The 15,513-nt window shown below is 68.3% G+C and carries 14 protein-coding genes; 12 read left to right on the top strand and 2 right to left on the bottom strand.

Annotation, left to right across the window (positions count from 1 at the left end):
- Positions 1-20 precede the first annotated feature (20 nt).
- The 4 genes from AX685_RS03575 to AX685_RS21375 are packed head-to-tail and all read left to right on the top strand — an operon-like array spanning position 21 to position 3,157.
- Positions 21-1,148: an acyl-CoA dehydrogenase family protein gene (locus AX685_RS03575; protein ID WP_066485538.1), complete on the top strand. Its 1,128-nt coding sequence runs from the start codon at positions 21-23 to the stop codon at positions 1,146-1,148.
- Between the two features lie 28 nt (positions 1,149-1,176).
- Positions 1,177-1,938 carry an SDR family NAD(P)-dependent oxidoreductase gene (locus AX685_RS03570; RefSeq protein WP_066485536.1) on the top strand — a complete coding sequence of 254 codons (762 nt, stop codon included), beginning with the start codon at positions 1,177-1,179 and terminating at the stop codon, positions 1,936-1,938.
- On the top strand, positions 1,935-3,002 hold the full coding sequence (locus tag AX685_RS03565; protein ID WP_066485534.1) for a phosphotransferase: 1,068 nt from the start codon (positions 1,935-1,937) through the stop codon (positions 3,000-3,002). Before AX685_RS03570 ends, AX685_RS03565 begins: the two co-directional genes overlap by 4 nt.
- Positions 2,999-3,157, top strand: a complete 159-nt coding sequence (locus AX685_RS21375) for a hypothetical protein (RefSeq protein ID WP_156445644.1) — start codon at positions 2,999-3,001, stop codon at positions 3,155-3,157. Before AX685_RS03565 ends, AX685_RS21375 begins: the two co-directional genes overlap by 4 nt.
- A gap of 71 nt (positions 3,158-3,228) precedes the next feature.
- Here AX685_RS21375 and AX685_RS03560 read toward each other — a convergent pair whose 3' ends face one another.
- Together AX685_RS03560 and AX685_RS03555 are read right to left on the bottom strand one after the other, a co-directional pair.
- Positions 3,229-3,708: a YbaN family protein gene (locus tag AX685_RS03560; protein ID WP_082740504.1), complete on the bottom strand. Its 480-nt coding sequence runs from the start codon at positions 3,706-3,708 to the stop codon at positions 3,229-3,231.
- 96 nt (positions 3,709-3,804) lie between these two features.
- A complete protein-coding gene (locus tag AX685_RS03555; protein WP_331710142.1) occupies positions 3,805-6,183 on the bottom strand; it encodes a TonB-dependent receptor in 2,379 nt (792 codons plus the stop codon).
- Positions 6,184-6,750: 567 nt separating this feature from the next.
- On the opposite strand from AX685_RS03555, the gene AX685_RS03545 reads away from it, so the two are divergent.
- The 8 genes from AX685_RS03545 to AX685_RS03510 all read left to right on the top strand — a co-directional run.
- Entirely contained in the window at positions 6,751-7,833 is a 1,083-nt protein-coding gene (locus tag AX685_RS03545) for a putative urea ABC transporter substrate-binding protein (protein WP_066485528.1), read from the top strand.
- Positions 7,834-7,879: 46 nt separating this feature from the next.
- A complete protein-coding gene (locus AX685_RS03540; RefSeq protein WP_066485526.1) occupies positions 7,880-8,695 on the top strand; it encodes an ABC transporter permease in 816 nt (271 codons plus the stop codon).
- Positions 8,692-9,453, top strand: a complete 762-nt coding sequence (locus AX685_RS03535; RefSeq protein ID WP_066485524.1) for an ABC transporter ATP-binding protein — start codon at positions 8,692-8,694, stop codon at positions 9,451-9,453. Before AX685_RS03540 ends, AX685_RS03535 begins: the two co-directional genes overlap by 4 nt.
- 42 nt (positions 9,454-9,495) lie before the next feature.
- Positions 9,496-9,975 (top strand): CopG family ribbon-helix-helix protein, encoded by a 480-nt coding sequence (locus AX685_RS03530; protein ID WP_066485522.1) that lies wholly within the window; start codon positions 9,496-9,498, stop codon positions 9,973-9,975.
- Positions 9,972-10,796: an urea amidolyase associated protein UAAP1 gene (locus tag AX685_RS03525; protein ID WP_066485520.1), complete on the top strand. Its 825-nt coding sequence runs from the start codon at positions 9,972-9,974 to the stop codon at positions 10,794-10,796. Before AX685_RS03530 ends, AX685_RS03525 begins: the two co-directional genes overlap by 4 nt.
- 17 nt (positions 10,797-10,813) lie before the next feature.
- Positions 10,814-11,455 (top strand): urea amidolyase associated protein UAAP2, encoded by a 642-nt coding sequence (locus AX685_RS03520; protein ID WP_066485517.1) that lies wholly within the window; start codon positions 10,814-10,816, stop codon positions 11,453-11,455.
- Complete coding sequence (gene uca / locus AX685_RS03515) at positions 11,452-15,048, top strand: urea carboxylase (RefSeq protein ID WP_066485515.1); 3,597 nt, start codon at positions 11,452-11,454, stop codon at positions 15,046-15,048. The genes AX685_RS03520 and uca overlap by 4 nt, the downstream gene beginning before the upstream one ends.
- A partial coding sequence (locus AX685_RS03510; protein ID WP_269450452.1) for an amidase family protein occupies positions 15,045-15,513 on the top strand: 469 nt, incomplete at its 3' end. The genes uca and AX685_RS03510, both read left to right, overlap by 4 nt.

Below are 15,513 nucleotides of genomic sequence, written 5' to 3'. Positions count from 1 at the left end.
GGATATTGGCGGGCGGGTATATGATTCTTTCCGAGGTGCAGGTCGCGGTGCGCGACATGGTGCGCGACATGGCACAGGAGCGCATCCGCCCGCACAGCGCGCGCTTCGCTGCCGACGGCGGCTACCCGCCCCAGCTGTTCCAGGACCTGGCGCAGCTGGGGCTGATGGGGATGACCGCGCCGGAGCAGGCGGGCGGCGCCGGGGCCGATTATGTGTCCTACGCGCTGGCGCTGATCGAGCTGGCCGCCGCGGATGGCGCGCTGTCGACGATTGTGTCGATCCAGAATTCGATCATGGTGTCAGGCATCCTGAAGGACGGAACCGCGGCACAGCAGGCACGCTGGCTGCCCGAGCTGACGTCCGGCCGTATGATCGGCGCCTTTGCGCTGACCGAGACCGACGCAGGCTCGGATGCGGCCGCGATCCGCACCACCGCCACCCGCGTCGACGGCGGCTGGCGCCTAAACGGCGGCAAGCAGTTCATCACGTCCGGCAAGATCGCGGGCGTGGCGATGGTGATCGCGGTCACCGATCCGGCGGCGGGGCGAAAGGGCATGTCGGCCTTCCTCGTACCCACGGACACCCCCGGCTATGTCGTCGACAAGGTCGAGCACAAGCTCGGCCAGTCCGCCTCCGACACCTGTGCGCTGCGGTTCGAGGATTGCGTCGTGCCCGACGACGCGCTGCTGGGCGCGGAGGGGCGCGGCTATTCGATCGCCCTCGCCAATCTGGAGGCGGGACGGATCGGCATCGCCGCGCAGGCGGTCGGCATGGCGCAGGCCGCGCTCGACATCGCGATCGCCTATGCGCATGACCGCACGAGCTTCGGCAAGCCGATCATCGAGCATCAGGCGGTCGGCTTCCGCCTCGCCGACCTGGCGACGAAGCTGGAAGCGTCGCGTCAGCTGGTGCTGCACGCCGCATCGCTGAAGGATGCCGGCGAACCGGCGCTGACCGCTGCGTCGATGGCCAAGCTGTTCGCCTCCGAAGCGGCGGAGGCGATCGTCTCCGGCGCGATCCAGACGCTGGGCGGCTACGGCTATCTCGAGGAATTCGGGCTGGCGCGCATCTATCGCGATGTCCGCGTCTGCCAGATTTACGAAGGCACGTCCGACATCCAGCGCATGGTCATCGCACGCGGACTTTGACGTCAACGTCTCACAAGGGAATCATGGCATGGATATCGACGGCGTCGCGGCGATCGTGACGGGGGGTGCCTCCGGGCTGGGCAGCGGCACCGCGCGGCGGCTGGCCGCACAGGGGGCGAAGGTCGCCATCTTCGACCTGAACGAGGATATGGGGCGCCAGCTGGCCGATGAGATCGGCGGGCATTTCGTCCGCGTCGACGTCACCGACGATACGTCGGTAGCGGATGCGATCGCTGCGGCGACGGCAGCAAACGGCACCGCGCGCATCCTCGTCAACTGCGCCGGTATCGCGCCCCCTGCCAAGGTGATCGACCGCGACGGCAACCCGGCATCGCTTGCCGCCTTCGCGAAGATCGTCACGATCAACCTGATCGGCACGTTCAACGTCGCGTCGAAATTCGCGGCAGCGCTCCACACAGCCGAGCCGATCGGCGAGGAACGCGGCGTCATCGTCAATACCGCGTCGGTCGCCGCGTTCGACGGTCAGATCGGCCAGGCCGCCTATGCCGCGTCAAAGGCAGGCGTCGCAGGCATGACGCTGCCGGTCGCGCGCGAGCTGGCGCGCTACGGCATCCGCGTGATGACGATCGCGCCGGGCATCTTCTGGACGCCGATGCTTGCCAGCCTGCCGCAGGAGGCACAGGACAGCCTGGGCACGCAGGTGCCCTTCCCTTCGCGGCTCGGCCAGCCGGACGAATATGCGCGACTGGTGGAGGCGATCGTCACCAATCCGATGCTGAACGGCGAGACGATCCGCCTGGACGGCGCGATCCGCATGGCGCCGCGATGAGCGCGCTCGATCAGGCGGCGAACGCCGGCACGACCCCGGTGCGCGAGGCGCATCGGTTCGACGAAGCCGCGCTGGCCCGGTGGATGACCGAGCACGTCGACGGCTTCGCCGGGCCGCTGACGGTCGAGCAGTTCAAAGGCGGCCAGTCCAACCCGACCTATCGCCTGTCGACACCCGGCGCGCGCTACGTCCTGCGTCGCAAGCCGCCCGGGCCATTGCTGAAGGGCGCGCACGACGTCCTGCGCGAAGCGCGCGTGCTCACCGCGCTGGGCAACACCCCCGTTCCGGTCGCGCCGATCCATGGCGTGTGCGACGACGACAGCGTCATCGGCACGTCGTTCTACATCATGTCGATGGTCGAAGGGCGCGTCTTCTGGGACGCGACCTTTCCCGACGTGCCGCGCGACGATCGCGCCGCCTATTTCGATGCGATGAACGCGACGCTGGCCGAGCTGCATCGTGTCGATCACGAGCGGATCGGCCTTGGCGATTATGGGCGACCGGGCAATTATTTCGCACGCCAGATCGGCCGTTGGTCCAAGCAATATCTGGACGATGCCGACGCTGGTCGCGACGCGGACATGGACGCGCTAGTCGAATGGTTGCCGACGCGTATCCCGGCGGGCGACAAAACCAGCATCGTCCATGGCGATTTCCGCTGCGACAACATGATCTTCCACCCGAGCGAGCCACGCGTTCTGGCGGTGCTCGACTGGGAGCTGTCGACGCTCGGCCATCCACTGGCCGATTTCGCCTATCACGCGATGATGTACCGGATGCCGCCCGATATCGTTGCCGGGCTGGCGGGTGCCGATCTCGCGGCGCTCGGTATTCCGCCGGAGCAGGACTATGTCGCGGCGTATTGCACGCGGACCGGACGCGACGGCATCGCCGATTACGATTATTACGTCGCCTTCAACTTCTTCCGCCTCGCGGCGATCTTCCACGGCATCAAGGGACGCGTGATCCGCGGCACCGCGGCGTCGGCGCATGCGCGCGAACGTGCCGAAAGCTTCCCGCGCCTCGCCCGGCTGGCGCGCGAGGCGATGGAAGCATGCCGGTGAGCGCGATGCTGCTGCTGGACGGCGCGCGGTCGTCGGCGTGCGATCACCTGTGTCGGAAGGCCGCACCGATCGCCGCGGCGGGCTTACACGAAAAAGCGCACGAAGGCGTCGCCGCTTTCCTGACCCGCTGCCGACCCGACGTCCGCCGGGCCTGATCGCCCCGTCAGGGGCGCCGCGCCTCCTGCAGGATACGCCGGGACAAGAAACCCGGCGATGAAGGTCGTCCTCACACCGGCGCGGTCGGGCGCGTCAGGATATAGAGCGCGCACCCCGCCATCGTCGCCCCGACCAGCATCGCCAGCGGCAGGCCCGGTCGCGCGGTCCACAGGAAAATGCTGTAACCGGCGGCGATCCCGCCGCACGCCAGCGTCTTGCCACGGCGGCCGATCGCGCCGTCGCGCCGCCACGCGCGCAGCGTCGGGCCGACGCGCGGATGGTCGAGCAGCCACGCTTCCAGCCGCGGCGACGAACGGGCGAAACAGCCTGCCGCCAGGATGAGGAAGATGGTGGTCGGCATCAGCGGCAACAGCGCGCCGATGATCCCGAGCGCGACACAGATCCATCCCATCGCCAGCCAGCCGAGGCGGGCCGCCCGCCCCCCCACGCCGGGCCGCGTTTCGCCGGAGTCGGGCCGCTCCGACACGTCGCTGCCGCGACCGGGTGGATCGGCGCGCAACGGCGAGGGAAGGCGACGGCGGCGGCTCATTGGCGCCACCATGTCGCGGCTGCCGTCAAAAAGATACGGTCGGCGCGTCTGCCGCCCCGGGGCGGGGCGCCGCGTGACGCCCCGCCCGTCACACGATCAATAGCGGACGCGGAAGTCGACGCCCAGGCGCCGCGGGGTCAGGACGTTGTACGAGTAATATCGTTCGATCACGCCCGTGCGCACCTGATTGAACGAACTGCGATCGTTCGACACCGACGTGACCGCATATTTGTCGAACAAATTGTCGCCGAACACGCCGATGTCGAAGCGATCGGTGCGATAGGTGATCGACGCGCGATGCGTGACATAGCCGGGGATCGCCTCGCCGTTGGCGCGCAGGCCGGTGCGCGAATAGATGTCGCCGATATACGCCGTGGCCCAGGTCGCCTCGATATCTGCGCCATTGTCCAGCGGCTGGGTATAGGTCGCCTGACCGCTGGCGGTATGCTTCGCCGAACCGGGCAAGCGATCCCCCGCGAAGGCGCCGAACGTTTCTCCCTGGCTGACCAGGATGCCCGGTGCGTCCTTCGTCAGCTTGGCGTCGACATAGGCATAGGTGCCCTGCAGGGTCAGCCGCGGCGTGACGCGCAGCACTGCCGACACGTCGAAGCCCTGCGACCGCGCCTCGCTGCCGTTGACGATGATGCCGACCGCACCGTTGACCGTCTGGCTGGGAACCTGGATCCCCTTCCAGTCGATGCGATAGATCGACGCGGTCAGCTGCAACCTTTTGTCGAACAGCGCGCTGCGCACGCCGATTTCGGCATTGCGCGTCTTGTCGGGCTGATAGGACAGCTCGTTGGGCAGCGCGCAGACGTTCTGGCCGGGCGGCAGCGGTAGGATACAGGGTGCGACGCGGTTGACGTTACCAGGGCGATAGCCGGTGCTGTACGTCGCATAGGCCAGCAGCGTATCGCTGAACTTGTACGATGTGTTCGCCTTCCACACGAACCCGTCGGCGGCGGTATCGCCCGATTTGATCCGGCTGGGCGCGAAGACGACCAGCGGATAGGGCGTGTTCTTGCTGAACAGCGGCGTGTCGGTGCCGCCCTGCGCGAAGGCGTCGTACTTGTAGTATCGCAAACCGCCGGTCACCTGCCATGCGTCGGTAATGTGCAGCGTCCCCTCGCCGTACACCGCCTTTTCCTTGGTACGGGTGTTGATGAACGACATATATTCCAGGTTGTCAGGGCGATAGATGCCCGCGAACTCGGGATAGCCGGGTACGTACTCGCGATATTGCGACCGCTGGCGCTGGTTGTTGTAGAAGCCGCCGATCACCCAGCTGAACGGCCCGCCATGCGTGGAAACCAGCCGGACCTCGCCGTTGAACTGGCGATAGATCGTCTCGTTGGTGTTGTACGAGGAAAAGGCCGGGAACGCTTCGTAGCCGTAATCGAGGTCGAGCAGCAGGTCGGTATTGTCCGACTGGGCGCGATTGCGCTGGTTGGTCAGCGCGGCGGTGGCAACCAGATCGGCGATGCCGCCCAGTCCCAGGTTCAACTCCGCGGCGTACAAGTCCGCCTTGCGGCTGCGCGGCTCGGCGTAGCGCCAGGGCGCCTCGTAGCGGCCGGTGCCCAGCACGCCCGCGCCGTTCGACTGCTGCCCGCCCGTGTCGGTGGTCTGGTGCGCATAGGTCAGGAACAGCTTCGCGTGCGGGCTGGCCTGCAACAGCAGCTGGTTGCGCGTGGTAAAGGTCCGCTCGTAGTTCAGATCCTTGCGGCGGTAGAAGTTCGCGGCATAATCGGCCGGCGTCCCGAACGACCCCTGCGCCGCGGTGGCGCCGCGCACCGGCTGCGGATTCGACACCCCCGGCTGCTGGAGCAGGTACGGATAGTCGATGAAGCCGGGATTGTCGTAATAGCCGGTGGCGGTGCGGAACGCGATGTGATCCGCCACGATCGGCAGGTTGAAGGTCGCATCGCCGTTCACGCCCGGGCTGCTGCCGTGCGCGACCCCGAAATAGCGACCGTGATATTCCAGCGAGATACGATCGGTGTTCGGCCGATTGGGCATGTAGCGGATCGCGCCGGACAGCGTGCCCAGCCCGTACAGCGTGCCCTGCGGCCCCTGCAGCACCTCGACGCGCGCCAGGTCGATCAGCTTGAAGTCGAGGTAAAGCGGCACCTCGCCCAGGTATACGCCCAGCGCGCTCTGCGCATTCGCGCCGCCCGACGTATCGGCCGACGAAATGCCGCGCAGGATGACGTTGCCGGTCGACGCCGGGCCGGTATCGGTGATCGTCAGCCCCGGCGTGAACGCCGCCAGCCCGCGCACGTCGTCGATGCGCTGGCGCGACAGCGTTTCCGGGCTGATCGCGCTGATGTTGATCGGCGCATCCTGCAGCGTCGTCTGACGGCGCGTCGCCGTCACGATGATCTCGTCGCCGCTGCTCTCGGCCGCGCTATCGGATGGCGCGGTCTGCGCGAAGGCGGGGACGGCGCCCAGCCCGAACAGGATGGTCGCGCCCAGCAATGTGTTTCGAAACGATGTTACAGCCACGATGACCCCCTTGCTCATCAGCCCGTGTCAGCCGGCATCGCCCTCCTGATCGGACGCCGATAAGGGCCGGCGCCTTCCCGTTCCCTGCGGCGCGGCGTTGTCACCGTCGCCTGGTCGTCGCTGACGTCGCTGCGTCGCGATCCTTGTCGGTCGTTGCGCGCGCCTTCGGCGGGTTCGACATGATCGCCGGGCGGGTGACCGATCCCGATCGGACCGATGCGATCGCGCGCCGAGCAATCCATGTCGAAACCGGCGAACGCGCCGGTTGTCCTGTCATTCCCGGCACCATGGTCGCGATGCCGATGACCACACGGTATGGATATTACCGATGTGGTCAAGCGTAATATTTCATCGGCATGTCAGCGGGAAAAAGTAATACGCGGCCACCGACCGGCCGGTCGCTCGGGGCCGCCGCCCTCCTCTTCCACGCACGCGCGTAGTCGCCGTCGCCGTTATTACCCTTTCGCCACGGGGTAATAATTTTCCTGTGGACAGCCTTGCCGATCGGCGCGATGCTGCATTGCGAAAGGGGATCGAATCATGTCGAAGATGATCCGCAAGGCGGGCCATGTCGCGGCATTGGCGACGGCGTTGTTCCTGGCATCCTGTTCGTCCGGTTCGAACACGCCGCCGGCCAAGCGCCACGATTTCACGATCGGCTGGTCGATCTATGCCGGCTGGATGCCATGGCCCTATGCGCAGCAGGCCGGCATCGTGAAGAAATGGGCCGACAAATACGGCATCAAGATCGATGTCGTGCAGGTCAACGACTATGTCGAATCGGTCAACCAGTACAATGCGGGCAAGTTCGACGGCGTGGCCGTCACCAACATGGACGCGCTCACCATTCCAGCCGCGGGGGGCAAGGATACCAGCGCGATCATCGTCGGCGACTATTCGGACGGCAACGACGGCGTCCTGCTGAAGGGCGCGGACAAGCTGGCGGCGATCAAGGGCCGGCAGGTCTATCTGGTCGAACTGTCGGTGTCGCATTACCTTCTGGCGCGCGCGCTCGACACCGTCGGGATGAAGCCCAGCGACGTGCGCACGGTCAACACCTCCGACGCCGATATCGTCGGCGCGTTCGGCAGCCCGGACGTGACCGCGGCAGTCGCCTGGAACCCGCAGCTGTCGGTAATGAAGGCGCAGCCGAACACGCATCAGGTGTTCAGCTCCGCCGATATTCCCGGCGAGATTCTCGACCTGCTGGTCGTCGACACCAAGACGCTGAACGCCAATCCCGACCTGGGCAAGGCGCTGGCGGGCATCTGGTACGAAACCGTCGCGCTGCTGAAGCGCCCCGACGCGCAGGGGCAGGCCGCACGCGCGGCGATGGCGAAGCTGGCGGGCACGGACACCGCCACGTTCGAACGCCAGCTGGCCACCACCCACCTGTACGATACGCCCAAGGCCGCGGTCGCCGCGACCACCGCGCCGGCGCTGGTGACGACGATGACGCGGGTCCGCGACTTCAGCTTCCAGCGCGGACTGTTCAAGGGCGCGGCGAGCGCCGACGCGGTCGGCATCGCCTTTCCGGGCAAGCGTACACTGGGCGATGCGCAGCATGTGACGCTGCGCTTCGATGACCGCTACATGGCGTTGGCCGCCGACGGGAAGCTGTGACGCCCGCCCCCGCCCCCTTTGCCGCGACGACGGAAAGGCGACCGCGATGCGCTGGGTGAACCGGCAGATGCGCCGCAACGACCGGATCGTGCTGGGGTCGGTGCCGGTCGCGCTGCTGGCGCTGGTCTATCTGATCGCCGCGGTACGGCGCCACGCGGCGGACCCCACCGACAAGATCCTGCCGTTGCCCGATGCGATGGTCCGCGCGATGACCGCGCTGGTGACGCAGCCGGATCCGCTGTCGGGGCAGTTGCTGTTCTGGGGCGACACGCTCGCCAGCCTGCAGCGACTGGGGCTGGGCCTCGGCATCGCCACCGTCGCGGCGTTGCTGGTCGGGCTGGTGCTGGGGGTGCTGCCGCCGGTGCGCGCGACCTTCGGCCCGCTGGTGACCGGCATCGCGGTGATCCCGCCGATCGCGCTGCTGCCGATGCTGTTCATCGCGCTGGGGCTGGGGGAAACCGCGAAGGTGGCGCTGATCGTGATCGGCATCGCGCCGGTGATGGTCCGCGATATCGCGGCGCACGTCGCCGCTTTGCCGCGCGAACAGATCATCAAGGCGCAGACACTGGGCGCGTCGAGCTGGCAGATCATGATCCGCGTGGCGCTACCGCAGGCGATGCCGCGGCTGTTGCAGGCGATGCGCCTCGCGCTCGGCCCGGCATGGGTGTTCCTGATCTCGGCAGAGGCGATCGCGTCGGACATCGGGCTGGGCTACCGCATCTTCCTGGTGCGCCGTTACTTGGCGATGGACGTCATCATTCCCTACGTCGCGTGGATCGCGCTGCTGGCGATCGCGATGGACGCGGCGTTCGTCTTCCTCAGCCGGCGGCTGTTCCCCTGGGCGCATGGAGGCGGGCATTGAGCACGATCCTGAGCCTGCGCGACATCTGGGTCGAATATGGCGACAAGATCGTGCTGGAGCGCGTCGACCTGGACGTCGCCGCCGGATCATTCGTGTCGATCATCGGCCCGTCCGGAGCAGGAAAGAGCAGCCTGCTGCGCCTGATCCTGGGACAGGAGGCGCCGACGCGCGGACGCATCCTGCTCGACGACATGCCGCTGACGCCCGAATGCGGGCCGGACCGCGGCGTCGTGTTCCAGCGCTATTCGGTGTTCCCGCACCTCTCGGTACTTCGCAACACGATGTTCGGGCTGGAATGCGCGCAGGCGCCGCTGACCGCACGGCTGTTCGGCCAGCGCCGCCGCGCGGCGGAGGACGAGGCGGCCGAGATGCTGCGCGCGGTCGGGCTGGGCGACAGCCTGCACCTGTACCCAGCGCAAATGTCGGGCGGGATGCAGCAGCGGCTGGCGATCGCGCAGGCACTGTTGAAGCGGCCGCGCATCCTGCTGCTCGACGAGCCGTTCGGCGCGCTTGATCCGGGCATCCGCTCCGACATGCACGCGCTCATCACCCGCTTGTGGCACGACTATGCGCTGACGATCGTGATGGTGACGCACGACATCCGCGAGGCGTTCTCGCTGGGGACGCGCGTCCTGGCGCTCGACAAACGCCGCCACGATCCGCACGCGCCGCACCGTTTCGGCGCCACCGCGGTCTACGACCTGCCGCTGCGCCCGCGCACGCCGCCACCGGCATCGGACGATGCTGCAGCCGCGTAATATTACGATTGACGTTATTTGTAATAATTGAGAGGGTCACTCATGACCACAGAATCCACCAGTCTCGCCCGGCTCAGCATGAGCCTGCCGGCCGACCTGTTCCGGCAGCTCGACACGATGGTCGAGGAACGCGGTCTGCCGTCGCGCTCCGGGCTGATCGCCGAACTGATCCGCCACGCGCTCGCCGAACATGAAGCGTTCACCCGTCCCGACAAGATGCTCGCGGGCACCGTCACGCTGGTCTATCGCGGCGACCGCGGCCGCGTGCGCCACCAGCTGGCGCAGATGCAGGCCGATTACCTCAAGGAAGTGATCTCCTCGCAGCACGTCTTCCTGGAGGACGACCAGTCGCTGGAAGTGCTGCTGGTGCAGGGGCCGGCGGTGCGGCTGAAGTCGCTGTGCGACGCGCTGCGCCGGGTGCGCGGCGTTCAGCAGCTCCAGCTCGTCACCACCACCTCGCTGCTGCCGCCGCTCCACGAACAGGACGACGCCGCCGCGCCGCTGACGGGAGCCGCCGCATGACCGCGCCGCTCGCCGATCCGAATGCCGCGCGCGATCATGCGCGGTCGATGGCCGGTACCGTCGTGGAGGCGATGCCGATGCTGCCGCCGGTCGCCGACGACCTGCCGGCCGGCGTCGACCCCGCCGATCTGGTCTGGGAAGAGACGATCGCCGCCGGCGGCTATGCCACGCGCCGCCTGTCGCGCGGGTCACGGGTGCGGCTGATCGACCTGCGCGGCGACGCCTGCGCATCGTTGCAGCTGTTCAATGCCGACATGCCGACCGAGCGGCTGAACGTCGCCGATACGGTGAAGGTGCAGTGGAACGCCTATCTGGAACAGGGCAAGCTGCTGCTGTCCGACATGGGCCGGGTGCTGATGAGCATCGAGGCGGACGACGCCGGCACGCACGACACCTTCTGCGGGCCGTCCACCCCGACCAGCAACGCGGCGCGCTACGGCAATGGCGCCAACAGCGGCCCGCACCCCAATGCGCGCGACCGCTTCCTGCTGGGCGTCGCCAAGCACGGGCTGGGGCGGCGTGACGTCCATCCCTGCGTGACGCTGTTCAAGGGCACGCGGATCGAGGCCGACGGCACGGTGACGCCGGTGACCGGCCCGTTCGCGCCCGGGCGCAGCGTGGTGCTGCGCGCCGAGATGGACGTGATCCTGGTCGTCGCCAACTGTCCGCATGTCCTGGACCCGCGACCGGCGTGGACGGTCACGCCGCTGCGCGCCACCGCGTGGCGCGGGCCGGTCACGCCCGAGGATGACGCCATCCGCATTGCGACGCCGGAGGGCCTGCGCGCCTTCCGCAACGTCGAAGACTATTTCCGCCGGTGAAAGGGACTATTGGTCGCATGAGCGCCGATCCGTATCTGTCGGGCCTGCCCGGCCCCGTCGTCCACGACGTTGTCGTCCCCGCCCGCGCGCCCTGGCTGCACCATGTCGCCGCCGGCCAGACGCTGCGCATCGTCGACCTGGAGGGCAACCAGGCGGTCGACTTCCTGCTATACGCCGCGGCCGACGACGCGGAACGCTATAGCGCGCAGGACACGATCGCGGCGCAGGGCAACCTGTTCCTGCGCGAGGGCACGGTACTACACTCGAACGAAGGGCGCGCGATGATGACGATCGCGGCCAGCGCGGTCGAATATCACGACACGATCGGCGGCGCCTGTTCGTGCGAATCCAATACCCTGCGCTACGGCCATCATACCAAGGCGCAGCACGCCTGCGTCGAGAATTTCCTGGAGGCGAACCTGATCGAGGGCCGCGGCAAGCGCGACATCGTGTCGAACATCAACTTCTTCATGAACGTGCCGGTCGAGGCCGACGGCGCACTGGGGATCGTCGACGGCATTTCCGCGCCCGGGCTGACGGTGGACCTGCGCGCGGAGATGGACGTGATCGTCGTCGTGTCCAACTGTCCGCAGATCAACAACCCGTGCAACGCCTTCAATCCGACGCCCGTGCGCATGATCGTGGCGGCCGCGGCATGAGCGTGACGACCGTCCTGATCGCCAATCGCGGCGCGATCGCCACCCGCATCATCCGCACGCTGCGCCGCATGGGGCTGCGCTCGGTCGCGGTCTATTCCGAGGCGGACGAAGGCTCGCTCCACGTTGCCGAGGCGGACGAGGCGGTGTGCATCGGCGCGGCGCGCGCGGCGGACAGCTACCTCAACGTTGCCGCGATCCTCGATGCGGCGCGCCGCACCGGCGCGGATGCGATCCATCCCGGCTATGGCTTCCTGGCGGAGAATGTCGATTTCGCGGAGGCGTGCGCGGCGGCCGGGATCGTGTTCATCGGCCCCACCTCCGACAATATCCGCACCTTCGGACTGAAGCATAGCGCGCGGGCGCTGGCCGCCGCGCATGGCGTACCGCTGGCGCCGGGCACCGATCTGCTGACCGACGAGGAAGAAGCCGTCGCGGCGGCGAGCACCATCGGCTTCCCGGTGATGCTGAAGGCGACCGCGGGCGGCGGCGGCATCGGCATGCGCGTGTGCGAGGATGAGGCGGCGGTGCGCGATGGCTTCGCCGCGGTCGCGCGCCAGGGGCTGGGCAGCTTCGGCGACGCGGGCGTGTTCCTGGAACGCTACATCCGCCGCGCGCGGCATATCGAGGTGCAGGTATTCGGCGACGGCGCCGGCCGCGTCGTCGCGCTGGGCGAGCGCGACTGTTCGCTTCAACGCCGCAACCAGAAGGTGGTGGAGGAAGCCCCCGCCCCGCTGCTCCCCGCCGCGGTGCGCAGCGCGCTGATCGAGGCGGCAGTGCGGCTGGCGCAGGCGGCGAATTACCGCTCCGCGGGCACCGTCGAATTCCTGTACGATGCCGAACGGGAGGAGTTCTTCTTCCTGGAGATGAACACCCGCCTCCAGGTCGAGCATGGCGTCACCGAGGAGGTGATGGGCGTCGACCTGGTCGAATGGATGATCCGCGGCGCCGCGGGCGACTTCGCCTTCCTCGACACCCCGCTTGGCGCGCCGCGCGGCCATTCGGTTCAGGTGCGCCTGTATGCCGAGGATCCCGCGCTCGACTACCGGCCGACCTCCGGCACGCTGACCCACGTCGCCTTCCCCGCCGATGCGCGGGTGGAGACGTGGTGCATGGCGGGCAGCACCGTCAGCGCATGGTACGACCCGATGCTGGCCAAACTGATCGTCCATGCCGACGATCGCGACGCGGCGGTCGCGGCAATGCAGGCCGCGCTGGCGGCGACGCGGATCGACGGGATCGAAACCAACCTGCGTTGGCTTCGCGAGGTGGTGCGCGCCGACGCCTTCACCAGCGGCGAGGTATCGACCCGCGCGCTCGACACGATCGACTATCGCCCGCGCGCGATCCGCGTCGTCAGCGGCGGCACCGCGACGACGATCCAGGACTGGCCCGGTCGTCAGGCGATGTGGGCGGTCGGCGTGCCGCCGTCGGGGCCGATGGACGACCAGTCGTTCCGGCTCGGCAACCGCCTGCTCGGCAATGCGGAGGGGACCGCCGGGCTGGAAGTGACGATGACCGGCCCGACGCTGGCCTTCACCGCCCCTGCGCGCATCTGCCTGACCGGCGCCGATTTCGGCGCGACGCTGGACGGGATCGCGGTCCCGCTGGGCGTCGCGATCGACGTGGCGGCGGGTCAGACGCTGGCGCTGGGCCGGGCGCGTGGCGGCGGGATGCGCGGCTATATCCTGGTCGCCGGCGGGTTCGACATCGCCCCCTATCTGGGCAGCTGCGCGACGTTCGAGCTGGGACAGTTCGGCGGCCATGCCGCCCGCCGGCTGCTCGCCGGGGACACGCTGCACCTGGGCGATACGCCTACCGAGGTGCCGCTGGACACGGTGGCGCTGCCGGCGCTGTCGAACGAATGGACCGTGCGCGTCCTGTACGGCCCGCACGGCGCGCCCGATTTCTTCACCGACGACGATATTGCGACGATCGTCGATGCCGAATGGCAGGTGCATTACAACAGCAACCGCACCGGCGTGCGCCTGATCGGCCCCAAGCCGCACTGGGCGCGCCCCGACGGTGGTGAGGCGGGGCTGCACCCGTCAAATATCCACGACAATCCCTATGCGATCGGCGCGGTGGACTTCACCGGCGACATGCCGATCATCCTCGGCCCCGACGGCCCGTCGCTGGGCGGATTCGTGTGCCCCTTCGTCATCATCGCCGCAGACCGTTGGAAAGTGGGGCAACTGGTGCCGGGCGACCGCGTGCGCTTCGTGCCGGTCAACATCGACGATGCGACGATGGCCGACACGCTGCAACGCCGGCTGGTCGAACAGGGCAGGCCCTCCAATGCCGGCCCCGCGCGCCCGATCGCGACGCTGTCCCCGGTGCTGGCGGAACTGCCCGCCGGCAAGGGGCGCCCGCGCACCGTCTATCGCCAGCAGGGCGACCGCAACATCCTGGTCGAATATGGCCCGATCGTCCTCGACCTGGAACTGCGTATCCGCGTCCATGCGCTGATGACCGAGCTGGAGCGGATGGCGGTGCCGGGGATCGTCGATATCGTACCGGGGATCCGCTCGCTCCAGCTGCACCTCGACGGGCGGCAGCTCGATCAGCGCGCGGCGCTGGCGCTGCTGATCGCCGCGGAGGACCGGCTGGGCGATCTGGAGGATGTCACCATTCCGTCGCGGATCGTGCACCTGCCGCTCAGCTGGCGCGACCCCGCCACGATCGAGACGATCCAGAAATATATCGGCGCGGTGCGCGACGATGCACCGTGGTGCCCCGACAACATCGAGTTCATCCGCCGCATCAACGGCCTGCCCGATGTCGCCGCGGTCGAAAATCTGATCTTCGAGGCCAATTACCTCGTCATGGGGCTGGGGGACGTCTATCTCGGCGCGCCGGTCGCCACGCCGATCGACCCGCGCCACCGGCTGGTAACGACCAAGTACAATCCGGCGCGAACCTGGACGCCGCCCAACGTCGTCGGGATCGGCGGCGCGTATATGTGCATCTACGGTATGGAGGGCCCGGGCGGCTACCAGCTGTTCGGCCGGACGTTGCAGGTGTGGAACACCTATCGCCAGACCGACTCGTTCGTCGACGGAAAGCCATGGCTGCTGCGCTTCTTCGACCAGATCCGCTTCTACCCGGTCAGCGCCGAGGAGCTGGTGGAGTGGCGCCGCGACTTCCCCAGTGGGCGGCGCGCGTTGCGCATCGAGCCGTCGGAGTTCCGGCTGGCGGATTATCGCGCCTTCCTGGCTGACAATGCCGAGGATATCGCCGCATTCGAGGCACGGCGGCAGGCGGCCTTCGACGCCGAGCGCGCCGACTGGCAGCGCCGCGGCGAGTTCGACCGCGTCGCCACCCTGACCGAGGAGGACGCGCCTCCCCCCGCCGCGATCGAGGTGCCGGCGGGCGCCGACGTGATCGAGTCGCCGTTCGGCGGCAGCGTGTGGAAGCTGCTGGTCGCGGCGGGTGACGCGGTCGAGGCGGGCGACACGATCGCGGTGATCGAGGCGATGAAGATGGAATGCCCGGTCGAAAGCCCCGCCGCGGGCACGATCGCCGCGCTCTATATCGAGGAACGCCAGCCGCTCCAGCCCGGATCGCCGATGCTGGCGCTGAAGGCGCACGCATGAACGCGCGGCTGAGCGCCACCGCCATCGCGGCGGACGTCGCCGCCGGCCGCACCAGCGCGGTCGCGGTGGCGCAGGCCGCGCTGGACCGGATCGCCGCCTATGACGCGATCCAGCCGCAGGTGTGGATCGCCCGCGTCGCCCCCGAGGCGCTGATCGCGGCGGCGCGCGCGGTCGACGCGCGGGTTGCCGCGGGCGAGGTGCTGCCTCTGGCGGGTGTGCCCTTTGCGGTGAAGGACAATATCGACGTCGCGGGGATGGAAACGACCGCCGCCTGCCCCGCCTTCGCCTATCGTGCCGAGCGGTCGGCGACGGTGGTGGAACGGCTGATCGCAGCCGGTGCGCTGCTGCTGGGGAAAACCAATCTCGACCAGTTCGCGACCGGGCTGGTCGGCACGCGCTCGCCCTATGGTATCCCGCGCAATGCCAGCAATCTTGCCTATGTCAGCGGCGGATCCAGTTCGGGAT

The organism is Sphingomonas sp. CCH9-F2, assembly GCF_001556735.1.
GTDB lineage: Bacteria > Pseudomonadota > Alphaproteobacteria > Sphingomonadales > Sphingomonadaceae > Sphingomonas > Sphingomonas ginsenosidimutans.
This window is presented reverse-complemented; position numbering and strand designations above follow the sequence as displayed.